This is a genomic window from Pseudomonas sp. GW-45, assembly GCF_056896675.1.
In genome coordinates this window covers 1,298,652-1,322,576 of record NZ_CM167674.1, presented here as the reverse complement: position 1 = coordinate 1,322,576, position 23,925 = coordinate 1,298,652, and the positions used below count along the sequence as shown (strand labels likewise).

Sequence of the window (23,925 nt, the reverse complement as noted above, 5' to 3'; positions counted from 1 at the left end):
GATACGGACATTGAATGGAGATTGATCCCATGCACAGCATCAACCGCACGGCTCTGCTTGCACTCTCAATCAGCTTCGCTAGTTTGCTGCCTCTTACCGCTCACGCGGAAGATAGCGACAGCAAAAGCCGTCCTATGCCCACAGAGCAACGCAAGGATCAGAGCCAACCCTTTGATGATGACCGCATTCTCACGGCCACTCTGCAGTCTCGTTTGCAGTGGGATGGTAACACGGACGGTATAAGCATTCGGGTGGCAGCACAGGACGGCGTAGTGAACTTAAGTGGCAATGTATTGCACACCAATGACAAGCGTGTTGCCATCGCGACAGCACGCAACACGCCCGGTGTACGCGCTATCAACGCTAGCGAGTTGAAGGTAGGGCGCATGTCTGCACTGGACGAGCCACGCTGGGCAACTACCAGTGTTGTTACAGATCGCGGCCCAACACTGCGTCTGTAAACCACTACTTTTTTGCTTAATTTTTTCTACTGGACCTCCACCGCACTTTTACTTTCGATTACGGACGACAACACATGAACATGGAGCAAAAGCCGGCTATCTACTTCCACATAAAGGAAGCCACCCTGCCCGGCGCGATCGAGTGTATGAGTAGCCAGTCCGGTAGCACCGCACACTTCAGGAGGCACCCCTTGCTTAACTGGGCAATCGCGTTTTTCGTCATGACAACCGCCGCTGCGGTATTTACTTTTGGTGGCTTTGGCGCAACAGCAGCCGTTCTGGGTCAAGCGCTTTTCGGTATTTTTCTGCTGATGCTGATCGGCACCATGTTGTTGAGCAAGTATCGCCGGACTAGCCCGCCACATTCCAGGCATTGAGCCGGTATGAGACAATAGCGCGTGACTCATCTTCCAGCGCGCGGCGACCAGACCCAGCATGCCACTCAGCACCAGCCAATTAGCAAGCGACCGCTACCCACTGGTCAACCGCTTCTACCGCCAACATCAACGCGGTACCAAAGCCAACAGTCAGCACCTTGTGTGGGTGGGTGAAGAGCATGGGCAGATCGTCTGTAGCCTCTGCCTGCAACCTGTTTCCAACGGCCACTGGCTAACCAGTCTGCTGGTAGCTCCGCAGTCCAGAACGCGCGGCTACGCCACTTCTTTGCTAGCACAAATTAGAAATCAATATACCGGCCCCATCTGGTTATTCTGTGCCCCAGAGCTCAGCGCATTTTACCTGCGCGCCGGTTTCGCAGAGGCTACGGTTTTGCCCGAATCGCTGGTTGATCGTTTGGCGCGCTATCGCCGCCACAAGCAGTTGGTGGCCTTGGCCAGCGAATAGATCGTCGTATTACCCACAGTCTTCCCCCCAGAAAAAACCCCACGCTCCGATATGGCCATTAGTGCGCCATTGCGCTGCCACGCTTTGCGTCATTGGCAGTTTTTGGCGCACCCCGACAGTGCAAGCGCACAGCACACACTCGCAAAAAAACCACTTAACATTGTTAAAAAAACATATAACCAACTGAAAATAAAAGAATTTAAAAAGATGGCAAGCAAAATGCTATGTGAGGACTGCCAACGCATTTAATCAAAACATTTGGGGAAACACGCGATGATGAAGAAACTTGCAGTTGCCGTTGCTACCGCCAGCACCTTGTCTTTTGCCAACATGGCACACGCTGAAGCGTTCGATACAGCCCTCGGCGAATTTGACACCAGCATGACTGCGACGCTTGCCACTGATTACATCTGGCGCGGTCAGTCACAAACTGATGGCGCTGGCGCAGTACAAGGCAGCCTGGACATCGCTCACGAAAGCGGCCTGTATATTGGTGCCTGGGCTTCTAACGTAGACTCCGAGGACTTCGGTGGCTCCAGCGTCGAATTTGACTATTACGCTGGCTACGGCGGCGCTATTACCGACGATATCGGTTACGACCTGCAATGGGCTACTTACACTTATCCTGGCAACAGCTCAATCGACGTACAAGAAGCTCTCGCCAGCGTGAGTTTGTATGGCTTTGTACTCGGCGCCAAATATGCTTATGACCCAGGCAGCGCGCTCTACACCTATATTGATTATGGCTTCGCACTGCCTTGGGATATGGGCCTGGGCCTGCACTACGGCCTGACCGACACTAAGGATCCATTGGATGGCGTCAGCGGTGACGAGGAGTACGGCGACTGGGCTGTCAGCATTGGCAAAACGGTTCTTGGTCTTGACCTTAACCTGATGTATAGCGACACCGACTTGGGTGACGACTGCGCCTACACCAGTTCCGACTCTTGCGACTCGAACTTCACTTTCTCAGTATCCAAAACGTTGTAAGGCCATACTCGGCGCCCTCCCGTGGCGCACATCAGCTGATGTAATAGCATTAAGCCAATCGAGGTGCGTTGTTCCACGACAACGCCTCTCTGATTGGCTTTTTACTGCGTGGCGCAACGCTGCAATTGCCATCACATTAAAGTGACCACAAAAAAACCGGCCAATGGCCGGTTTTAGTTTTGTCGCAAAAGTCCATCAAGCCCGCGGCAAGGTCACACCACGCTGCCCTTGATACTTACCACCACGATCGCGATAGGAGACTTCACAAGACTCATCGGATTCGAAGAACAGCATCTGCGCCACGCCTTCATTAGCGTAGATCTTTGCCGGCAAGGTGGTGGTGTTGGAGAATTCCAACGTCACGTGCCCTTCCCACTCAGGCTCCAGCGGCGTGACGTTGACGATAATGCCACAGCGCGCATAAGTGCTCTTGCCCAGGCAGATGGTCAGAACATCACGCGGAATACGGAAGTACTCAACAGTGCGGGCCAGAGCAAAAGAGTTAGGTGGAATAATGCAAACATCGCCTTTTACGTCCACAAAGCTCTTCTCATCGAAGTTCTTGGGATCGACGGTAGCGGAGTGGATGTTGGTGAAAACTTTAAACTCATCAGCGCAGCGCACATCGTAGCCGTAGCTGGAAACACCATAAGATATCACCCGATCGCCCTCATCACCGCGCACCTGGCGCTCAACAAAAGGTTCGATCATCCCGTGTTCTTGGGACATTCTGCGGATCCAACGGTCGGCTTTGATGCTCATGATGTTTCCTGAACTGGTCGAAAAAGAGCCTGCATGTTACCGGTTTATGGGTACTTACAAAAGACCGCGATCAGTCATCGCTGATGCTGATCTCTGGCATCCCCTGCGCGCCCGCCTGCTGAGTGATGCGCGCGCCCACATGTCGAGCCATATCCTGATAGATCATACTGATCTGGCATTCTGGTTCAGCAATCACCGTCGGTTTACCGCTATCGGCCTGCTCCCGAATCATCATCGACAAGGGCATGGAAGCCAGCAGATCAACTCCATACTCCTCAGCCAGACGCTCTCCGCCGCCTTCGCCAAACAAATGTTCGGCATGACCGCAATTGGAGCAAATGTGAATCGCCATGTTCTCGACCACGCCCAGCACCGGAATATTCACCTTCTCGAACATGCCGATACCCTTTTTGGCGTCCAGCAGTGCGAGATCCTGCGGGGTTGTCACGATAACAGCGCCGGTGACCGGGACTTTCTGAGCGAGCGTCAGCTGAATATCGCCGGTGCCCGGCGGCATATCGACCACTAGATAGTCCAGCTCATCCCAGGCGGATTGGGTCAACAACTGCATCAACGCGCCAGAAACCATGGGCCCACGCCAAACTACCGGAGTATTTTCATCAACCAGAAAGGCCATCGACATAACTTGCAAGCCGTGTGCACGCGGCGGTATGAACCACTTATTGTCGTGTACCTCGGGGCGAGTGCCTTCGGGCAGCCCCAGCATCATGCCCATGCTAGGGCCGTAGATATCAGCATCCAAGACACCAACCTTGGCGCCCTCGCGCGACAAAGCCAGCGCGAGGTTGGCGGCGGTAGTGGACTTGCCCACACCGCCTTTACCCGAGGCTACGGCAATTATATTTTTGACCTTAGCCAGCGCCGGCACCTTGCCCTGCAACTCGCCAGCAATCACTTCACAACGTACCTTTATATGCGCTTCGCTGACTTCGTCCAGATTCTCGACCGCAGTCTGAATCATGTGCGCTATACCGCCGACGATGGAACCAGCCGCATAGCCCAGCACCAGTTCGGCGCTAACCACACTACCTTCAATATCCAACTGCCGCAGACAACCGCTGCTGATCAAGTCAATTTTCAGGTAAGGGTCTTGGTATTGGGCGATAGCTTGCTCTACGGCAGCACGATCAACTTGGCTCATATCGGTATCCGGTTCACTAAGGAATGGGCGTTATGCTACTGATTCGCTAACGAGGATGAAAGCACGGGGTTTGCGCCGAGCGGCGCCGAGAACACCGATAAAGCGTAGGGAGCTAACCCTACACTTAAAATAGAAACGCCGCCCTGCGGTGAAAGACCACAGAGCGGCGAATGATTTACTGGTGAGTGATCATCACCGCTTTAATGTTAACGAACTCCCGAATACCAAAACCGCCATGTTCGCGACCATAGCCACTGTCTTTTACACCGCCAAAAGGCAGATGCGGATGAGCCAGGCCGTAGCCGTTGATATTCACCATGCCGGTATCGAAATGCAGGCGAGCTAACTCAATCGCCCGATCTTCGTTACGTGAGAAAATACCCCCACCCAGTCCGTAACGTGAGTCGTTAGCAATGCGCATAGCGTCTTCGTCGTCCTTCGCTTTAATCAACGAAGCCACCGGACCAAACAGCTCACCATCGTAGGCAGGCATCCCCGGCTTGACGTTTTCAAGCACGGTAGCTGGGTAATAGAAGCCCGCACCTTCCGGGATTTTGCCACCGGTACTGATTGTGGCGCCCTTACGAACCGATTCTTCCACCTGCTCGTGTAGGGTGTCGCGCAGGTCTTTACGGGCAATCGGCCCCAGCTGCGTGCCCTTCTGCGTTGGATCGCCGGTTTTGATCGCCGCCATCTGCTTCACAAACTGTTCGCGAAACTCATCGTAAACGTCTGCCGACACCACAAAGCGTTTGGCCGATACGCAGGTTTCACCGTTATTGACCACGCGCCCTTGCACACAGGTTTTCACTGCCAGCGCGATGTCCGCATCGGATAGCACCACATAGGCATCGTTGCTGCCCAACTCCAATACCGTCTTCTTGACCACTTTGCCTGCGGCCTGCGCGATCTTCTTACCGGTGTTGTCGCTGCCAGTAAAGGTGACACCGCGCACCTTGGGGTGCTCGACCAATTTGCCGGCACTGGCGCCATCGAGTAGCAATGATTGGAATACGCCTTTAGGCAAACCTGCTTCTAGATAAAGCTGCTCAATCTTCTGCGCCATGCCAAATACATTGCTGGCGTGCTTAAGCACCGTCGTGTTGCCCGCCATAATGTTGCAGGCGCTGTAACGAATAACCTGATACAGCGGGAAGTTCCACGGCTGAATACCCAGAATCACACCAATGGGCTGATAAGTGATCAAGGCTCGCCCGCCTTCCAGAGGCCGCGTCTCGTCTTTCAGCTGGTCGGGCCCTTGCTCCGCAGAGTACCGACAGATAGCAGCGCACAGCTGGCATTCTTGCCCGCCTTGCTCAATCGGCTTACCCATCTCACGTGTCATCAGCTGGGCCAGCTCATCGCTGTTCTGTTCAATCAGATCAGCCATTTTATTTAAAATTTTGCCTCGGTTGGCGAGGCTTTCCAGCCGCCATGTCTGAAAGGCCGCGTCTGCGCGATCAATCGCGGCGCCGGCCTGCTCTTCGCTCAGCAGCTGGTATTCGGCAATTTTCTCACCTGTGCTTGGCTCAATCGTGTTGACTGTCTTGCTCATGGTGTTCTCCGTTCGGGTGGTTAACTGGAGTACTTGCCATAGTTCCGACCACAAAAAACCCGGATCAGCTCACGCCGATCCGGGTTTTTCTGCAATAACTTACAGCTATTGCACCTACCTTGGAGTCTTCTGCTTATTAGGCAGCGTCATCCATGGCTGGCTCTTCAGCCTCAGCCTCTGGCTGCTCAGCTGCTGGCTCAGCTTTAGCTGCACCAGCCTTACCCGCTTCTGCTTTCTCGACTTGCTCAAGCAGTGCGTTCATCAAACGCGTACCACGCTCACCGACCATCTCAGAGAACACATCACGCACTGGCAAGCTAAGCTCACGGAAGGCTGCACGCTCTTCAGGAGTAAGATAAACCAGCTTGATATCGCTGTTCTCGGTGATGATATCCAAGCGCTCGGTATTTAAACGCGTTTGAACATCGTGGGTGTATGGCACCAGCTCGGTTACCACTTCTTCGATGACGTCCTTACGCTCTTGGCTCAGACCGTCATACCAAGGGCTATTAGCCATAAATGTGGCAATGAACTCAGCCTGGTTAGCGAAGATGAGATAATCCTGCACCTTGTAAAAGTCCATTTCTTGATGGGCAAATACTGGCTGGATATTGCCGTCAAGCTGACCCAGTTGCATGCCGCTGAACAACTCACCGTACTCCATGGTGGTCGGATCAGCGCCGTAGGCACTGTAGGTTTCGCGCAACAGGCGATTGTCCATGGTACGCAACGCTAGACCGTCAAGGTCGGCCGGTGAACGCACTTCTTTGTTGGCACTCCATACCTGCCAGCCTTCGGGCACAATCGCCAATGGCTGCAGATCACGCTCACGGAAAGAGGCGACCAGATCTTCGTTCTTACGGAACTCAGGTGCGTTGAGAATTTCAGCATTGGTTTTTTCGTTATCGGTCAGCACAAAGTTAAGGCTGAACAACTGCGACTCAGGGACAGTGCCACCAAGAAAACCAGAACCAAAAGCAAACTGCACCGCACCAGACTGCACTTGGTCATAGATGTCGGTCAAACCGCCCAACTGGCCATAAGTGTAGAGTTTCACCTCCACCTCGCCATCGGTTTTCTCATTGATCAGTTCGGCAAATTTAGCGCCGTACTCGTACTGGACGCTACCTTCGATTTCCTCCAGCGCAAAGCCCCAAGTTTCTGGTTCTGCTGCTGCGGTGGTTTCTTCTGCGTCTGCCTCAGGTGCTGAGGTATTTGCGGTCGGCTCTTCGTCGGACCCGCAAGCGGCCAGCAAAACCGCTGCTGCACCAATACATCCATTACGCCAATTCATGGAACGCTCCTTATAAATTGTTCTGGTTAGCTAAATAACCCTAACATACGACCGGCGTATGTCCAGCCGTGCAAAACCGCTTTGGATAAGGTATGTTCAAAAAGAGATCGGAATTGGGCAGCTCACTCACGAGCTGACTACAGCGTCGATCCACGTACACAAATTCAAGCCAGAGCGTGTTGCAAAGCGCGATGGTCAGAGCCTGACTAAACAGGCCAAGCAGAGGACAGCTCGATGCCCGAGCCTGGCGACACGTCGGCCAGACACTCTCCAACGGCATTGCTCAGCAAAGCGCTGCGCACCTTGGATCGCACGTCGGAACACATCGAAAAAACCATACTAGGAGCCAGCGTGCTGTTTCTTGCGGGGCTGCTGATCATCCATGTATTGGGTCGCCAGCTGTTCGGTAATGGCCTGACCGGCCAAGTCGAGTTAACGCAGATCAGTCTCATCATCATGACCTTCGCTGGCCTCGGCTACGGCGTGCGCCGCGCAAGGCATATCTGTATGTCAGCCTTCTACGACCAGCTCAGCGGCTGGCCGCGAAAGGCCTTGCTGGTATTCATCAGCTTGCTCACTGGCGCTTTGATGTTCTATTTCGCTTGGTACGCCTGGGAGTACGTCAGTTCGATTCACAGTCGCGGCCGCACCTCATCGGCACTGCAGATCCCACTGTGGATACCCTATCTAGCAGCTCCCATCGGATTCGCACTGGCGGGCATCCAGTATTGGCTGACCGCCATCCGCAACCTTACCTCTCGAGACATTTACCGTTCCTTCAATGAGAAGGAAGAGTACGACGCCGTTCCTGATGATGGCGCCATCTAACCGCTAGTTACTGGACCCTGCATGCTGACTCTGACCGTTATAACCATGTTCGTGCTGCTGATGCTGGGCTTCCCGATGATGGTGCCGCTGCTGGTGGCCAGTTTAATGCTGCTGTTTTTGGTGATCGACATGGGAAATGTCGGGCTGCTCATGGGCCAGATGATCAGTGGCGTGCAGTCGTGGGCATTGGCCGCAGTGCCGCTATTCATATTTGCTGCGGATGTGATGACCCGTGGACATACCTCACAACGCCTGCTTGATTTGGTACAGAGCTTCGTTGGCCACTTACGCGGCGGCTTGCCAATCACCACCGCAGCCAGCTGCACGCTGTTTGGCGCAGTCTCTGGCTCCACTCAGGCTACCGTGGTGGCAATGGGTGGTCCGATGCGTCCCAAGCTGCTGGAGAAAGGCTACTCCGACGCTTTCAGTATCGCGCTAATCATCAACGCCAGCGACATCGCCCTATTGATTCCCCCCAGTATCGGCATGATCATTTACGGGGTGGTTTCGGGCGCCTCCATCGGCGACCTGTTTATTGCCGGCATCCTGCCCGGCTTACTGATTTTGGTACTGTTTTCAGCGTATTGCTGGATCAGTTCGATCCGAATGGGCATAGAACCAGAAGAGCGCGTCGGCTGGGCAATGCGCTGGGAAGCGCTAAAAAAAGCACTATTACCCTTAGGTTTCCCGTTAGTGGTAGTTGGCGGTATTTATGGCGGTATTTTCAGCCCAACTGAAGCAGCAGCCATCGCGGTGCTCTACGCGCTGATTCTTGAAGTCATCATACTGCGCGCAGTGAAAGTGAAAGAACTTTGGGACGTGGCACTTTCAACCGGCCTGATCACCGCCGTAGTATTCATTCTGGTCGCAGCTGGTAACGCCTTTACCTACACCATTTCCTTTGCCGGCATTCCTCAGGCCATCCTGGACCCAGTCATCGCCAGCATTGGCGACAGCCCCACCCTGGTATTAGGGCTGATTGCAGTATCCTTCTTTGTCGGCTGCATGTTTGTTGACCCCATCGTTGTTATTTTGATTCTTACTCCACTGTTCAAGCCAGCGGTCGAAGCCTCCGGCTTGGATCCTATTCATGTTGGCGTCATCGTTACTCTGCAAGCCGCCATTGGTTCAGCAACACCGCCCTTTGGTTGCGACATTTTTACCGCTATGGCCATCTTCAGGCGCCCTTACTTTGATGTCATCAAGGGCACGCCTCCCTTTATTATGATCCTGCTATTTGCCACTCTCTTGCTGGTTCTGTTTCCCAGCTTGTCTCTGTGGCTGCCCTCTCTGGCTCACTGAAGCCAGTAAGCAGCTACAGTAACTTACAGAAAAGCTGAAAAATGACGCCAAAATTGGCGTAAATGGCCTATTGGTTTCTGCTACACCTGCCGATACTGTGTTTATAACGAGACCAAAGTCTCATTTTGTGACAGTCTGCTCACACAGAACTGCTCAATAAAAATAACACCGCAGCGAGCCAATCATGCCCAACGATTATTCCGCCACCTCTTTGTCCGCCAACCGCAATGACAAAGTCGCATCCGCCCCCTCCCTATCACCTGTGGCGCGCTGCATTGCCCTAATGGCCTGCGAACTGTTCTTCTTCATCGCCTTGATTTCAGTCAGTGATGGCATTCTTTTCTGGGTTTCCATTGGCATGGTGACCCCCACCCTGCTGCTGACCTGGATGGGATTGCCCTCCAGCGGCAGCGCCGGTGGTTCGATCAGTAGTCTTTTGAGCAAAACCAATAGCCAACAGATTGACCTGCGCGCCAGCAGCCAGCCCGCCAAAGAAGAATCTTCTCGCCAGTTCGCCGAATTGAACAACCGCTTGCGGGGCATCATGCTCGAGCTGCAGCAGAACAGCTTGGGTACGGCTCTCGCGTCTGCCAATAGCCGCCTGCTGTCCGAACAAGCCGCCCGCGATGCGGGGCAACAGCAGCAGTTATCAGAGCTTATCTTTCACGCCAGCGAGCAAACCACCATGGCCCTGCAGGACATTTCGTCCCGCGCGACCGGGGTAACTTCAGTCAACACGCGCAATCTGGACATGGCTCGCGAGTCGAAGGTGCAACTGGGTCACGCCCGCGACAAAATGAAGTTAATTAACGATGCCATGTCGGGTTTTCAGAACAATATCAATGCTTTGGATGCAACATCGAGCAAGGTACGTGAAATACTCAAAACAGTTCAGGACTTCTCCGCTCAGACCAACATACTGGCGCTGAACGCAGCAATCGAAGCCGCACGCGCCGGTGAGCAAGGCAGGGGCTTCGCCGTAGTCGCTGACGAGGTGCGCAACCTGTCATTCAAGGTAGGTAACGCCGCAGAACAGATCAGCCAGCTGATGGCACAGATGACCGATGCGATGGCCGGTGCTGAACAACAAACCCAAGGTATGCTTGAACAAACCGAAACAACCGGCGCCGCAGTAAGCAGCGCCGCGGATCAATTTGACACCCTGGTGGAAGACTTCCAGCAGACAAACGATGACCTGCTAATGGTCAGCAGCGCACTGGAGGAGTTAACAGCTACCAACGCAGAAACATTGCAACACGGCGGCGAAATTCGTGAACTCAGTATCACCATCAGCAAACACATGGAGAGCACCTTTACCCAGGCAGACTCTTTACGTGACAACACTAACTTGGCACTTCGTTCTCTCGCCGGTTTCCGCCTTGGCGAAGGTCATCTTGAGGCAGTAACAGAGCTGTTGATGGCCCGCCGACGCGAGCTGGAAGGTCGTCTGGAACAGCTGTCTGCCAGCGGCGTAGATCTGTTCGATCAGCACTACACGCCGATCGCCAATACCAACCCGCCCAAGCACGACGTCAGCTGGGCCAACCCCTTTATCGAACGCATACGCCCACTGCTGGACGAGTGGGATAAAGGCGGCAAAGACGGCGTGGTCTACACTGCGGCGGTCAACGAGAAAGGGTACCTGCCGACCAGCCGCAGCGCTTCTTCGCAGCCACCAACAGGCGACCCAAAGATCGACGCCGCGCGCAGCAACTACAAGCGTTTCGCGGTAACCAATGACACCGACCTGCGCATCATGGGCAGCTGTACCTACATCAACATGGGCACCTTTGTGCTGCCAGGCACCAGCATTGTGGTGTTCGTGCTCTACGTGCCGCTCTTCGTCAATGGCCGGCGCTGGGGCACCATGTCCGCGGCCATTATGCCGGCCGCTTTGGGCGTCTGATGGGCAAACAGATGGCGAGCCGTTGAGCGAAGGAGATAGATTGTTAACGGCTTGCTAGGCGTTCTGACGACAGAAATCAGCAGCACGTTCAGCGGCCTCCTCAATCAGTTGCTGCTGCGTCTGGCCGCTGGCCTTCAACGGCTTAAAATCGTGATCCCCGCTATTCAACCAGTGCAACTGCAGGCTCGAGTCGAGCGGATAGCTCGCTACTTCCTCCGGCTTGCCAAGAGGGTCTCGCGTACCCTGCAAAATCAAACCCGGGCATGTCAGCTGCTGCAAATGCGCTATGCGGGTTTTTTCCGGCTTGCTCGGCGGATGAAAGGGATAACCAAAGCAGATAAAGCCCCGCGCGCCTAGCTCGCCGGCTGACATGCTGGCGACTCGTCCGCCCATTGATTTGCCGCCGACAAAGAACGGTGCATCCAATCCTTCACATAGCTCGCGTAGATGGGCCTGCAAAGCTGGCATAGGGTTGGGTGGTCGCTTGCGCCCGTCAACACGCCTGGCCTGCATGTAAGGAAACTCAAACCGCAGCACGTGCACTCCGTGTTGCGCCAAACTTTGCGCCAACAACGTCATGAATGAGCTATCCATGGGCGCGCCCGCGCCGTGTCCCAGCAATAAGGTTGCCAAGGGCGCGGTAGCTGGCTCGTCGGAAAAAGTGCTATCGGACATATATATCCTCAAAAGTGTTATGCGACATCTTGTCACAGCTACAGCTGCTCAGCGCTCCGCTTCACATATCCACAAAGCACAACTACGCTAAATAAGAGTGCAGCGGCGCTTGAGGGTATGCCGACCAAGCAGCGATCAGAACGCCCGCCCAACAGCCGCAGGGGCTATCCGCGAGCCGATGACATGCCACGCAAATACAGACAATGTAAAGCATCGTTCAACAGTACCCTAATTGCTCGCAGCGCCGTTCCAGAGGCCTTTTCCCGCGGCCAAACAATGACCTATGTCATTGCAATGCGCGCGGGCTTTCCTCATACTTGCCAGCGCTTTAATACACATAAACTAACTGCTATCCGTGGAATCTCGCATGAGCACAGCTACCACTCCGACAGCCTATAATTATAAGGTGGTACGCCAGTTCGCCGTCATGACGGTCGTCTGGGGTATCGTAGGTATGGCCATGGGCGTCTTTATTGCCTCCCAATTGGTCTGGCCTGAACTTAATTTTGGCTTGCCCTGGACCAGCTTTGGGCGTCTACGTCCTCTGCACACAAACGCCGTCATCTTCGCCTTTGGCGGATGCGCCCTGTTCGCTACCTCCTATTACGTGGTGCAACGCACGTCACAAGCACGTCTGGTTTCAGACGGGCTGGCTGCCTTCACCTTCTGGGGTTGGCAAGCTGTGATCGTGCTGGCCGTTATTACCCTGCCGCAGGGTCTGACGTCTACCAAGGAATACGCCGAGCTGGAATGGCCGATCGATATTCTGATTGCAGTCGTCTGGATCAGTTACGCGCTGGTGTTTTTCGGCACCATCATGAAACGTCAGATGAAGCACATCTATGTCGGCAACTGGTTCTTCGGTGGTTTCATCATCACCGTCGCCGTGCTGCACATCGTTAACAGCATGGCTGTGCCGGTATCGCTGACCAAATCGTACTCCATGTACGCTGGTGCGACCGATGCGATGATCCAGTGGTGGTATGGCCACAACGCGGTTGGTTTCTTCCTGACTGCGGGCTTCCTGGGCATGATGTACTACTTCGTACCCAAGCAGGCCGAGCGTCCGATCTACTCCTATCGCCTGTCGATCGTGCACTTCTGGGCACTGATCTCCATCTACATCTGGGCCGGTCCTCACCACCTGCACTACACCGCGCTGCCTGATTGGGCGCAGTCACTGGGTATGGTGATGTCGCTGATTCTGCTGGCACCCTCTTGGGGCGGCATGATCAACGGTATGATGACGCTGTCGGGTGCCTGGCACAAACTGCGCACTGACCCGATCCTGCGCTTCCTGGTTGTGGCGTTGGCCTTCTACGGCATGTCCACTTTTGAAGGCCCGATGATGGCCATCAAGACCGTGAACGCGCTGTCCCACTACACCGACTGGACCATTGGTCACGTACACGCCGGTGCACTGGGCTGGGTAGCGATGATCTCCATTGGCTCGCTCTATCACATGATTCCGAAGATTTTCGGTCGCGAAGCCATGTACAGTACCCCGCTGATCAACGCCCACTTCTGGTTGGCAACTATCGGCACCGTGCTTTACATCGTCGCCATGTGGGTCAACGGCATCACTCAGGGTTTGATGTGGCGTGCAGTTAACGTCGACGGCACACCAACCTACTCCTTCGTCGAAGCGCTGGAAGCCAGCCATCCGGGTTACATCGTGCGGATGATCGGCGGCGCCTTCTTCCTGCTGGGCATGCTGCTGATGGCTTACAACGTGTGGCGTACCGTGCGTCACAGCAAGCCAGCGGAAGTTGTCGCTGCAGCCCAGACTGCCTGAGGGACGAATTAGATGAAAATGCATGAAACAGTAGAAAAAAACCTGGGCCTGATGGTCGTGCTGATGGTCGTTGCCATCAGCTTCGGTGGCTTGGTCCAGATCGTCCCGTTGTTTTTCCAGCCGGAAACTACACAGCCGGTCGAAGGCTTGCGCCCTTACACCGCGGTTGAACTGGAAGGTCGCGACCTCTATATCCGTGAAGGCTGCGTCAGCTGCCACTCGCAGATGATCCGCCCGTTCCGTGCGGAAACTGAGCGTTACGGCCACTACTCGGTCGCCGGTGAAAGCGTCTGGGAGCACCCTTTCCTGTGGGGCTCCAAGCGTACCGGTCCCGATCTGGCCCGTGTTGGCAAACGTTACTCCGACGATTGGCACCGCGCTCACTTGATCAACCCACGTGACGTGGTACCTGAATCCAAAATGCCCGCCTTCCCCTGGCTGCAAGACAACGTTCTCGATGGCGAATACACCGCCAAGAAAATGGAAGTACTGCGCGGACTGGGCGTTCCTTACACAGACGAAGACATCGCCGGCGCTCAGGAAGCGGTTGAGGGAGTTGCCGAAATCGACGCCCTCATCGCGTACCTGCAGCACCTTGGCACCGTCCTGTCGGACCGGTAAGCAACTATGGATATCAATACTCTCCGGGGCCTGGGCACCATCTTTGCGATGCTTGCTTTCATCGGTGTCGTGATATGGGCCTACAGCTCATACAAAAAGAAGGACTTCGACGAAGCAGCCCAGCTGCCCTTCGCCGACGAGAACGACGCCAAGGCCCGGGACGAGCAGCAAGATGATGCTAGGAGTAACAAGTAATGACTAATTTCTGGAGCGGGTACATTGTTGTCCTGACCCTGACCTGCCTGGGCCTGATTTTGTGGTTGCTGTTGGCTACACGCAAGGGCCAGCGTTCAGAACAGACCGATGAGAAGGTCGGCCACAGCTTTGACGGTATTGAAGAATACGACAACCCCCTGCCCCGCTGGTGGTTCGTACTGTTCATTTCTACCATGGTTTTCGGCGCTTTTTATCTATTCCTATACCCAGGCTTGGGTAAGTGGGAAGGATATCTGGAATGGACCTCGATCAAAGAGTACCAGGCCGAAGTCGCTAAAGCAGAAGAGCAATTCGCGCCGATTTTCGCACGCTATCGTGAGATGCCGGTTGAAGAAGTAGCCAAAGATCGAGACGCTACGCGCATCGGTCAACGCCTATTTGCGACCAACTGCTCGGTTTGCCACGGTTCAGACGCCCGCGGTGCATTCGGCTTCCCGAATCTGACCGACGACGATTGGCTGTATGGCGGTGAGCCGGAAACCATTAAAACCACATTGCGCGGCGGCCGTCAGGCAGCCATGCCAGCTTGGCTGGGCGTGATTGGTGAGTCCGGAGTGCGTAACGTTGCTGGCTATGTACGTAGCCTCTCAGGTATGGAAACCGAGAATGTCGATTTGACTGCCGGTGCGGAAACCTTCAAGAACACCTGTGTGGCCTGCCACGGCGCTGACGGCAAAGGTAACCACCAGATGGGCGCGCCGAACCTGACCGACGATGTCTGGCTCTATGGTTCGAGCTTCCTGCAAGTGCAGCAAACTCTGCGTTACGGCCGTAACGGCCACATGCCTTCGCAAGCACATCTGGGCGAAGACAAGATTCACATGCTGGCTTCCTACATTTACAGCCTGTCCCATAAGGACGAAAAGTAAGTTGTAGCTCGCAAGTAGTGCCGCGCAGTAGCAGATGGGGGAACTTGGTTCCCCCATCGTGTTTCTGGCAATCGTCAATTGCGACCACTGGTCGCATTGTGCGGCTGGCCGATAAGGTCTATTTTCAGTATTACAGGCAAAGTCTGACCCTACGTGAGGTCAGTCCGCCCACACTTCCCTTCGCCTGAGAGGGTCAGCCTGATATGAGCAGTAAAATCCCCCTGCAAGACGTTACACCCAAAGTAGAAACTTACGACCTTTATGCCAAGCGCGAGAAGATCCAGACGCGTTCATACACGGGCCTGTTTAAAAACATTCGCCTTGCCGGTGCGGGCTTTTTGTTTTTGCTGTATTTCGGCACCGTTTGGTTGAAGTGGGGCGATCGCCCAGCAGTACTTTGGGATTTGCCTGCGCGTCAGTTCCACATTTTCAGTGCTACCTTTCAGCCGGAAGACTTTTTCCTGCTGTCTTTCTTGCTGATCATCTGCGCCTTCGGCCTGTTCTTCATTACCGTATTTGCCGGCCGCGTATGGTGCGGTTATACCTGCCCGCAAACGGTCTGGACCTGGGTGTTCATGTGGGCTGAGCGCGTTACCGAAGGTGAGCGCAACGCCCGCATCAAGCTTGACCAGGCCTCCATGAGCCTCAACAAGTTCATGCGCCGAGCGGCCAAGCACAGTATCTGGCTGGCGGTATCGCTGGCCACAGCACTGACCTTCGTTGGCTATTTCACACCTATTCGCGGCTTGATCGTAGACATGTTTACTTGGCAAATGGCCGGGTGGTCATTGTTCTGGGTGTTTTTCTTCACCGCCGCAACCTACATCAATGCCGGCTGGCTGCGTGAGCAAGTGTGCATTCACATGTGCCCCTATGCGCGCTTCCAGGCTGTCATGTTTGACGCTGACACACTGATCGTCTCCTACGATGTAGCCCGTGGCGAGCCGCGTGGCTCACGCAAAAAAGGCGTAGAGCCGGCAGAAATTGGCAAAGGCGACTGCATCGACTGCGAAATATGCGTGCAGGTATGCCCAACGGGTATCGATATTCGCGATGGCTTACAGGTCGAGTGCATCAGCTGCACCGCCTGTATCGACGCCTGCGATGAGGTAATGGAAAAGATGGATTACCCGCCGGGGTTGATTCGCTACACCACCGAACACAGCCTGGCGGGCAAACCAACCAAGGTTTTCCGTCCACGCTTGTTCGGCTATGGCACCGCCCTGCTGGTGATGATCGGTCTGTTTATTATCACCGTTGGCAATATTTCAGAAGTCTCACTGGATATCGAGCGCGATCGAAATGTTCTGTTTCGAGAAACCCACGGTGGACAGATCGAGAACGTGTACATTGTCAAAATTTTCAACAAGGGCACCACTGAGCGCAGTTATGACCTGAGCATGCAAGGCCGCCCCGGGCTGACACTGCAGCTGCCTGACAGTCGCTTATTGGTTGGCCCCAGTAGCAAGCTGCAACTGCCGCTGAATGTGCAGATAGACCCTGCGCAGCTGAATGGTGAAACCAATATACCTATCACCTTTGAAGTTATCGCCACCGACGACGACAGCGTAATAGCTACATCCGAGAGCCGTTTCATGGCGCCCAAAGTACGTTAATGACCACAGGAACACGCATGCAAGCTGATAATCAAATCGCGCCCTGGTACAAGCAGTTCTGGGCGTGGTTCGTCATTGCCATTCTCGCCTTCGCCGTCTTCATTGGCCTTGGGCTGCTATTTATTGCCATGCTTAATCCCGACAGCCTGGTACGCGACAACTATTACACTGAAGGCAAGGCGATCAACATGTATCTGGGTCGCGACCATATGGCTCGCGATCTGAATGTGACCGCTAACTTTGATATTGACGAAGTCACCGGCGATATCAGCATGCAGCTACAGGGCGACTTTGCCGCCATGCCACGCAGCCTGACACTGGATTTGATTTCCCCCGCACATGCATCAAAAGATCGCGCGATCACCCTGCGGCAGATCAAGGACAACACCTACACCGGTCAGCTGGAACAGCAGATTGAAGGTCGTCGTTATATTGAGCTGAGTGATCCGGACAAGCCGGGTGACCATGGCTGGCGCGTGACCGGCGAGCTGCAAATGGCGCCCGGGCAGCAATACCAGATCACCGCGCAGTAACTGATGGCGCAACCCAACCCCTGTTTTCACTGCGGCGAACCGGTTCCTACCAGCGCTCCTTGGCACACGCAAATACTGGGCGAGCAGCGACCCATGTGCTGCCCCGGCTGTCTCGCCGTGGCGCAAGCTATTTGCGGTGCGGGACTAGAGTCCTATTACCAGCATCGTACTGAGCGCTCTGCCAACCCCGAGGCTATGCCACGGGTGTTGCAGGAAGAGCTAGAGCTGTATGACCGCGACGACGTGCAACAGCGTTATCTCCAGAACAGCCAGAGCAAGCAAAACAACGGTGAGCAGCCGCACATTCAACTGCTAATCGAGGGCATCAATTGCGCCGCTTGCTGCTGGCTGATTGAGCGCCACCTGCGCGCCCAACCGGGCGTGATTGATGCCAGCCTTAACATGGGCAATCAGCGCCTCAGCCTGAGCTGGCAAGCAGACCAGATTAAGCTTTCCAGCCTCATCGCCGGGCTACGCCGTATCGGCTATACCGCCCACCCCTATGAGCCTGACAAGGCCGCCGAACAGATCGCCACAGAGAACCGTCGCTACCTGCGTCGTTTGGGCCTAGCCGGCTTGATGTTCATGCAGGTGATGATGGCGACCATGGCGCTCTACGAAGAGTTTGATCAAGACCTCACCGAGGGCATGGCACACCTACTGCGCTGGGCCAGCTTGCTGATGACCACCCCGGTGGTGTTCTACAGCTGCGCGCCTTTCTTTCAAGGTGCCTGGCGAGACATAAAAAATCGCCGACTGAGCATGGATGTGTCTGTTTCACTGGCAATCGGTGGCGCCTATCTCGCCGGCATCTGGGCCACCATCACCGGCACCGGCGAAGTTTATTTCGACTCGGTCACCATGTTCGCCTTCTTCCTGTTGGCTGGCCGCTACCTTGAACGCCGCGCTCGCCAACGCACAGTAGAAAGCACCGCGCGACTGGTCAATTTGTTACCCCCCAGTGCTGTGCGCATCCAGCCTGACGGCAGCAGCCTGCGCATCATGCTGGATGAACTCAAGACCGGCGACACAGTAGAGGTTAAACCCGGCGAGAGCATCCCCGCAGATGGCCGCATCCTACACGGCAACAGCAGCGTGGATGAGTCGGCGCTGTCGGGCGAATACTTACCGATAGCCAAACGTACCGGCGACCCGGTAACCGCGGGTACGCTGAACGTCGAAGGTCCCTTGCAGATTGAAATTACCGCGCTAGGCGATCAGACCCGTCTATCGGCGATTGTGCGCCTGCTGGAACGTGCGCAATCCGATAAGCCTCGGCTGGCGCAGCTGGCTGATCAAGTAGCGCAGTATTTTCTGCTCACCGTACTGCTGGCAGTGGTCGCGGTAGGTAGCGCCTGGTGGTGGCTGAGTGATCTGAGTACCGCTTTTTGGATTGTCATCGCTATGCTCGTCGCCACCTGTCCCTGCGCGCTTTCTCTCGCCACACCCACAGCACTGACAACCGCCACCGGTAGCCTGCATAAACTCGGACTATTGATCACCCGCGGGCATGTGCTCGAAGGTATCAACCAAATCACCACCGTAATTCTCGACAAGACCGGCACCTTAACCGAAGGCCGTATGACTCTGGAGCAGATCCAACCCTTTGACGGCCACAACGCCGAGCAAGCACTGCACTGGGCACGTATGCTTGAGAGTTGCTCAGAGCACCCCATCGCCCGCGCGTTCGGCCGAAGCGTGCAGAGCGCCAGCAGCGTAGACAATGTGCCGGGGCAAGGCTTGCAGGGCGACTGCGAGGGTCACACCTTGCGCATCGGCAAGCCCGACTTCGTCAGTGCGCTGGGTCAGTACCCTGCCCCAGCCTATCCCGACGGCCCAGGCCAGTGGTTACTACTGGGCAGCGCCAGCGCGCCGATTGCCTGGTTTGCTTTGAATGACCGTTTGCGCAGTGACGCAGTCGCTATGGTCGCGGCCTTGCAGGCGCGCAACCTGCGTGTAGTGTTGCTATCAGGTGATCAATCACCCGTAGTGCAACGCATGGCGGCGCAGCTCAACATCAGTGAAGCCATTGGCAACGCCGATCCCGATGAGAAGCTGGCTTACGTGCAGGCGCAGCAAGCGCGTGGCGAAAAGGTGCTGATGCTGGGTGACGGCGTCAACGATGTTCCGGTACTGGCCAGCGCTGATATTTCCGTCGCCATGGGCAACGCTTCTGATCTGGCCAAGACTAATGCCGATGCGGTACTGCTCAATAGTCGGCTTCTGACCTTGGTAGACAGCCTGCGAGTGGCCAGGCGTACGCGTATCATCATGATTGAAAATCTTACTTGGGCCAGCCTGTACAATCTCGCGATATTGCCACTCGCGGCGCTCGGTATGGTCTCCCCAGCCTGGGCCGCGCTGGGTATGTCTGCCAGTTCATTGCTGGTGGTGCTCAACGCGTTGCGCCTTACTCGTGTAAAAGTGCAAACGCCGCAACAACCCATCACTTCAGCCGTGGAGATCAGTGCATGACCGTACTCTACATTCTGGTTCCGATCGCCATACTCTTGGTGGTCATCGCCATCTGGGTATTCAACTGGGCGGTCAACAACGGCCAGTACGATGACCTCGACAGCCCCGCGCATAGCATTCTATTTGACGAAGACGATCCTGCTCACCTGGCTGCGCAAAGCCAGCATGACGACCAACCGGCGATAAAAACACCCGACGACAAGTCGTTATGACTGCGGATTTGCTGCCACAGGTATTGACTGCTTTAGCGCTCGGGCTGCTCGGCGGCGGCCATTGCATTGGCATGTGCGGCGGCTTGATGGGCGCGCTCACGCTGGCCATTCCGGCGGACCAGCGCCAGGGCTGGCCGCTATGGCGCATCCTCCTCAGCTATAACCTGGGCCGTATCACCAGTTACACCATCGCGGGCGCGCTGCTGGGTAGCTTTGGCTGGGCTCTACAAGGTATGGGGTTGGCGCCGGTATTGCGTACTATCGCTGGCTTATTGATGATTTGCATGGGCCTGTATCTAGCCAATTGGTGGTCTGGTCTCACCCGCATTGAAAGCGTGGGCCGTGGTCTGTGGCGGCATATCGAACCACGCGCGCGCAAGCTGCTGCCTGTCCATCGCCCAGGACAAGCACTGGTGCTAGGTGCGCTTTGGGGCTGGCTACCTTGCGGCCTGGTCTACAGCTCGCTGGTGTGGGCTAGCAGCCACGGCAGCAGCGCCACCTCTGCCTTGCTGATGTTGGCTTTTGGCGTGGGCACCCTACCCACTTTGCTGGCAACCGGTGCCGCGGCCGACAAACTCACTACGCTGCTACGCAAACGCAGCCTACGTGTTGGCGCCGCTAGTCTGATCATCGCTTTCGGTCTTTGGACACTGCCGGGGCCCCACCAACAGTGGGTTATAAGCGCCCTGTCACCACCGGCGAGTTTGCAGGAATCCAGCCACCAAGAGCACGCTCATCATTAATGGCAACATTTTGCGCATAGCCCGGCGTGTATCCCATCGAGCCTTGTTGTACGCTTGCATTTAACGCATCACGAGACAAACCCTGCCATGACTGACGCCATCAAACTTCGCGCGCTCCCTGAAGCCCATTGCAAAGATTGCAGTCTCGCGTCAATGTGCCTGCCGTTAGCGCTGCACGACACCGAAATGGACACTCTCGACGCCATCGTCAAACGCGGCAAGCCGCTGCGCAAAAACGAGCTTTTGTTTCGTCAGGGCGATACTTTCGGCTCTGTGTATGCCTTACGCTCCGGCACTATCAAGACCTTCAGCGTCAACGATGCGGGCGTAGAGCAGATTACCGGCTTTCATCTGGCCGGTGAACTGATCGGCTTGTCGGGCATGGACGGCGCGCGTCAGCCGCTCTCAGCCAAGGCGCTGGAGACGACTTCGGTCTGCGAGATACCATACGAGCGCCTCGATGATCTTACCGCCAGCATACCGAACCTTCGCCGCCAGGTGATGCGGCTGATGAGCCGCGAAATCCGCGATGACCAACAGATGATGCTGTTGCTCTCGAAAAAGACCGCCGATGAACGTATCGCCACCCTACTGATTAACCTATCCGCGCGCTTGCGCTCACGTGGCTATTCAGCCAACCGTTTCCGCTTGTCCATGTCGCGCAACGATATTGGCAACTATCTTGGCCTCGCGGTAGAAACGGTATCGCGCGTGTTCACGCGCTTTCAGCAACAGGGCTTGATCGCAGCTGAGGGCAAACAGATAGATATTCTCGACCACGCCGAGCTCTGCGCTCTGGCGGGCGGCCAACTCGACTGACCCGCAGGAAAATTCATGATCTTTGACGAATACACCATCAAATCGCTAATCCGCCCGGTGCCCGACTTCCCTAAACCCGGTGTCACCTTTCGCGATATCACCCCCCTCTATCAATCGCCGCGTGCCATGCGCATGGTTGCCGACAGCCTGATTCAACGTTATGTCGAATCACCGGTCACCCATATTGGGGCCATCGATGCGCGGGGCTTTCTGCTAGGGGCAGTGCTAGCTTATGAGCTGAATAAACCGCTGGTACTGTTCCGCAAGGCCGGCAAATTACCCGCTGACACTCTGCGCGAGAGCTACACCACCGAATACAGTGAAACCACGCTAGAGATGCACCGTGATGCGCTCAGCGGCGGCGAACAAGTCTTACTGCTCGATGATCTGATCGCTACCGGCGGCACTTTTATGGCTGCGGCGAGCCTGGTTCGTCAGTCTGGGGCCAGCGTGTACGAAGCGGCCGCGATCATTGACCTGCCCGATCTTGGTGGCTCACGCAGCATGCAGGATGCCGGCATTCCCACCTTCACCCTTTGCGCCTTTGCCGAGGACGAATAGTAGACATTTTCTGGCTCGCCGCTCGCGCGAGCTTGAGATTAAACGACGACTCCCATGACCGACACTCTGAATTTGACTCTCCCTTGGCGTCAGCGCCTGGCCGACTGGCTAGACCGCCCAGGGGTGCAGTACCTGGTTACCACGTTGATCTTGATCAACGCGGTGATTCTCGGACTGGAAACCTCCAGCACCGCCATGCAACATTGGGGCGGGTGGTTAAAAGCGCTTGATCAACTGATCCTCGCCTGCTTCGTGGTAGAAATTACCCTGCGCTTCGTGGCTCATGGCTGGCGTTTACTGCGCGACCCATGGGGGCTTTTTGACACGACAGTCGTCGCCATCGCCCTGGTTCCCGCTAGCGGGCCGCTCGCGGTGCTACGCGCCCTTCGCGTATTGCGCGTGCTACGGTTGATTTCAATCGTACCCAGCATGAAGATGGTGGTGCAGTCGCTCCTGTCATCATTGCCCGGCATGGGTAGTATTGTGGCATTACTGGGGCTGATTTTTTACGTCGCTGCAGTCATCGCGACCCAGCTTTTTGGCGCGCACTTTCCCGAATGGTTCGGCACCCTCGGTGCCAGCCTCTATACCCTGTTTCAGGTAATGACACTGGAAAGCTGGTCGATGGGCATTGTGCGCCCGGTTATGGAGGAGTTCCCCTACGCCTGGCTGTACTTCATACCTTTCATTCTGATTGCCACCTTCATGATGCTCAATCTTTTCATTGCCGTCATCGTCGATGCCATACAGAACCAGCGCGAGCGGGTTGCCGAGCAGGAGCAAGAATTCGCTCCGCCCAGCGAGAACGCTCAGTTACTCGAGGAAGTACGTCAGCTACGTGCAGAATTACGCAGTCTACAGCGCCGTCTACCGCCACCTACTTCAGCGGACGAGTAATAGCGCACAGCCTCGACGCCTACCGCTGGACCTACCGGGTGCGGTTGCTTATTATCACTTCGGTGAACAATAACAAGTCTGCCCGGCCTTCTGGCATGAAGGCAGCTGTCGAGGATGACGAATATGAGCAGTAACCTGCCGCCGGATACCCGGCTGTTGTTGATTGATGATCACCAGATTTATTTAGACGGCCTCAGCCTGACACTGGGCAGCCTCTGCGAAGGAATTCAGCTAGACCACGCGCACAACGCTGCGCAAGCCATCCAGCAAGTCCAGAACAACACCTACGACCTCGTTCTGCTTGACCTGCAGCTGCCCGATAGCAGTGGCTTAGCGCTGCTACAGAAGTTACGTGCAGAAGATGCCATGGTTCCGGTAGCTATTCTCACCGCCAGCAACAGCCCCAGCGATCTGGACGCCGCCCTGCAACTAGGCGCGGCAGGATTTATTAGTAAAACGGCTGATGGCAAAACCTTACTGGATGCGGTGACCCAGCTGCTTTATGGCGCGCAAGTGGTGATCGGCGACGAGAACCATCCGTTGGATCGTCGCAGTAGCGCGCGCGACGTGGGCATCACACCAAGACAATTAGAAATTCTCGATCTACTCGCCGAGGGCCTCCCCAACAAAGTAATCTGCCAGCGCCTGTCGCTGTCCGAAGACACTGTAAAAACCCACCTGAAAGCGCTATTTTCCTCGCTGGACTGTCATAACCGCACTGAGTGCGTCAGCAACGCGCGTAAATTGGGCTTGGTCAGCTTCTAAGCTCTGTCCGCTGGCATTGAGTCCT

Annotated in this window: 25 protein-coding genes; 20 read left to right on the top strand and 5 right to left on the bottom strand. The window is 55.6% G+C overall.

Translation table 11 applies throughout. The features are described 5' to 3' along the window. The first annotated feature begins 29 nt into the window (after positions 1-29). From AC1XYH_RS05970 to AC1XYH_RS05955, 4 genes are all read left to right on the top strand, one after another. Positions 30-461 carry a BON domain-containing protein gene (locus tag AC1XYH_RS05970; protein WP_483325717.1) on the top strand — a complete coding sequence of 144 codons (432 nt, stop codon included), beginning with the start codon at positions 30-32 and terminating at the stop codon, positions 459-461. Between the two features lie 74 nt (positions 462-535). Next, the gene (locus tag AC1XYH_RS05965) at positions 536-838 is read left to right on the top strand and encodes a DUF1328 domain-containing protein (protein WP_483325716.1); all 303 of its coding nucleotides are present in this window, start codon (positions 536-538) and stop codon (positions 836-838) included. Positions 839-896: 58 nt separating this feature from the next. Then, positions 897-1,304 carry a GNAT family N-acetyltransferase gene (locus tag AC1XYH_RS05960; RefSeq protein WP_483325715.1) on the top strand — a complete coding sequence of 136 codons (408 nt, stop codon included), beginning with the start codon at positions 897-899 and terminating at the stop codon, positions 1,302-1,304. A gap of 273 nt (positions 1,305-1,577) precedes the next feature. After that, complete coding sequence (locus tag AC1XYH_RS05955) at positions 1,578-2,294, top strand: TorF family putative porin (RefSeq protein WP_483325714.1); 717 nt, start codon at positions 1,578-1,580, stop codon at positions 2,292-2,294. A gap of 195 nt (positions 2,295-2,489) precedes the next feature. On the opposite strand, the gene dcd is transcribed toward AC1XYH_RS05955, so the two are convergent. The 4 genes from dcd to dctP all read right to left on the bottom strand — a co-directional run bounded on the left by dcd (position 2,490) and on the right by dctP (position 7,067). Then, positions 2,490-3,056 carry a dCTP deaminase gene (gene dcd / locus AC1XYH_RS05950; protein ID WP_483325713.1) on the bottom strand — a complete coding sequence of 189 codons (567 nt, stop codon included), beginning with the start codon at positions 3,054-3,056 and terminating at the stop codon, positions 2,490-2,492. Positions 3,057-3,126: 70 nt separating this feature from the next. Continuing rightward, positions 3,127-4,218 carry an iron-sulfur cluster carrier protein ApbC gene (apbC, locus tag AC1XYH_RS05945; RefSeq protein WP_483325712.1) on the bottom strand — a complete coding sequence of 364 codons (1,092 nt, stop codon included), beginning with the start codon at positions 4,216-4,218 and terminating at the stop codon, positions 3,127-3,129. Between the two features lie 175 nt (positions 4,219-4,393). After that, positions 4,394-5,773: an NAD-dependent succinate-semialdehyde dehydrogenase gene (locus AC1XYH_RS05940; RefSeq protein ID WP_483325711.1), complete on the bottom strand. Its 1,380-nt coding sequence runs from the start codon at positions 5,771-5,773 to the stop codon at positions 4,394-4,396. Positions 5,774-5,909: 136 nt separating this feature from the next. Beyond that, positions 5,910-7,067, bottom strand: a complete 1,158-nt coding sequence (dctP, locus tag AC1XYH_RS05935) for a TRAP transporter substrate-binding protein DctP (RefSeq protein WP_483325710.1) — start codon at positions 7,065-7,067, stop codon at positions 5,910-5,912. Between the two features lie 234 nt (positions 7,068-7,301). On the opposite strand from dctP, the gene AC1XYH_RS05930 reads away from it, so the two are divergent. From AC1XYH_RS05930 to AC1XYH_RS05920, 3 genes are all read left to right on the top strand, one after another. Further along, complete coding sequence (locus tag AC1XYH_RS05930) at positions 7,302-7,895, top strand: TRAP transporter small permease (RefSeq protein ID WP_483325709.1); 594 nt, start codon at positions 7,302-7,304, stop codon at positions 7,893-7,895. 21 nt (positions 7,896-7,916) lie between these two features. Then, complete coding sequence (locus AC1XYH_RS05925; protein WP_483325708.1) at positions 7,917-9,197, top strand: TRAP transporter large permease; 1,281 nt, start codon at positions 7,917-7,919, stop codon at positions 9,195-9,197. A gap of 184 nt (positions 9,198-9,381) precedes the next feature. Continuing rightward, positions 9,382-11,103 carry a methyl-accepting chemotaxis protein gene (locus AC1XYH_RS05920; RefSeq protein WP_483325707.1) on the top strand — a complete coding sequence of 574 codons (1,722 nt, stop codon included), beginning with the start codon at positions 9,382-9,384 and terminating at the stop codon, positions 11,101-11,103. 54 nt (positions 11,104-11,157) lie between these two features. Here AC1XYH_RS05920 and AC1XYH_RS05915 read toward each other — a convergent pair whose 3' ends face one another. After that, a complete protein-coding gene (locus AC1XYH_RS05915; protein ID WP_483325706.1) occupies positions 11,158-11,778 on the bottom strand; it encodes an alpha/beta family hydrolase in 621 nt (206 codons plus the stop codon). 367 nt (positions 11,779-12,145) lie between these two features. On the opposite strand from AC1XYH_RS05915, the gene ccoN reads away from it, so the two are divergent. From ccoN to AC1XYH_RS05850, 13 genes are all read left to right on the top strand, one after another. Then, positions 12,146-13,573 (top strand): cytochrome-c oxidase, cbb3-type subunit I, encoded by a 1,428-nt coding sequence (gene ccoN / locus AC1XYH_RS05910; protein ID WP_483325705.1) that lies wholly within the window; start codon positions 12,146-12,148, stop codon positions 13,571-13,573. 12 nt (positions 13,574-13,585) lie between these two features. Beyond that, complete coding sequence (ccoO, locus tag AC1XYH_RS05905) at positions 13,586-14,194, top strand: cytochrome-c oxidase, cbb3-type subunit II (protein ID WP_483325704.1); 609 nt, start codon at positions 13,586-13,588, stop codon at positions 14,192-14,194. A gap of 6 nt (positions 14,195-14,200) precedes the next feature. Then, positions 14,201-14,389 (top strand): cbb3-type cytochrome oxidase subunit 3, encoded by a 189-nt coding sequence (locus AC1XYH_RS05900; protein ID WP_483325703.1) that lies wholly within the window; start codon positions 14,201-14,203, stop codon positions 14,387-14,389. Further along, positions 14,389-15,279 (top strand): cytochrome-c oxidase, cbb3-type subunit III, encoded by an 891-nt coding sequence (ccoP, locus tag AC1XYH_RS05895; protein ID WP_483325702.1) that lies wholly within the window; start codon positions 14,389-14,391, stop codon positions 15,277-15,279. Before AC1XYH_RS05900 ends, ccoP begins: the two co-directional genes overlap by 1 nt. A 203-nt stretch (positions 15,280-15,482) precedes the next feature. Then, positions 15,483-16,895, top strand: coding sequence for a cytochrome c oxidase accessory protein CcoG (gene ccoG, locus AC1XYH_RS05890; protein WP_483325701.1), 1,413 nt, complete (start codon positions 15,483-15,485; stop codon positions 16,893-16,895). Positions 16,896-16,912: 17 nt separating this feature from the next. Further along, complete coding sequence (locus tag AC1XYH_RS05885) at positions 16,913-17,428, top strand: FixH family protein (RefSeq protein WP_483325700.1); 516 nt, start codon at positions 16,913-16,915, stop codon at positions 17,426-17,428. Between the two features lie 3 nt (positions 17,429-17,431). Then, positions 17,432-19,903, top strand: coding sequence for a heavy metal translocating P-type ATPase (locus tag AC1XYH_RS05880; RefSeq protein ID WP_483325699.1), 2,472 nt, complete (start codon positions 17,432-17,434; stop codon positions 19,901-19,903). Further along, entirely contained in the window at positions 19,900-20,115 is a 216-nt protein-coding gene (gene ccoS / locus AC1XYH_RS05875) for a cbb3-type cytochrome oxidase assembly protein CcoS (protein WP_483325698.1), read from the top strand. Before AC1XYH_RS05880 ends, ccoS begins: the two co-directional genes overlap by 4 nt. After that, entirely contained in the window at positions 20,112-20,858 is a 747-nt protein-coding gene (locus AC1XYH_RS05870) for a sulfite exporter TauE/SafE family protein (protein ID WP_483325697.1), read from the top strand. The genes ccoS and AC1XYH_RS05870 overlap by 4 nt, the downstream gene beginning before the upstream one ends. An 87-nt stretch (positions 20,859-20,945) precedes the next feature. After that, a complete protein-coding gene (fnr, locus tag AC1XYH_RS05865; protein ID WP_483325696.1) occupies positions 20,946-21,677 on the top strand; it encodes a fumarate/nitrate reduction transcriptional regulator Fnr in 732 nt (243 codons plus the stop codon). Positions 21,678-21,692: 15 nt separating this feature from the next. Beyond that, positions 21,693-22,238 carry an adenine phosphoribosyltransferase gene (locus AC1XYH_RS05860; protein ID WP_483325695.1) on the top strand — a complete coding sequence of 182 codons (546 nt, stop codon included), beginning with the start codon at positions 21,693-21,695 and terminating at the stop codon, positions 22,236-22,238. 54 nt (positions 22,239-22,292) lie between these two features. Further along, positions 22,293-23,135 (top strand): ion transporter, encoded by an 843-nt coding sequence (locus tag AC1XYH_RS05855; protein WP_483325694.1) that lies wholly within the window; start codon positions 22,293-22,295, stop codon positions 23,133-23,135. A 123-nt stretch (positions 23,136-23,258) separates the two neighbouring features. Further along, entirely contained in the window at positions 23,259-23,900 is a 642-nt protein-coding gene (locus tag AC1XYH_RS05850) for a response regulator (protein ID WP_483325693.1), read from the top strand. The last annotated feature ends 25 nt before the right edge of the window (positions 23,901-23,925 follow it).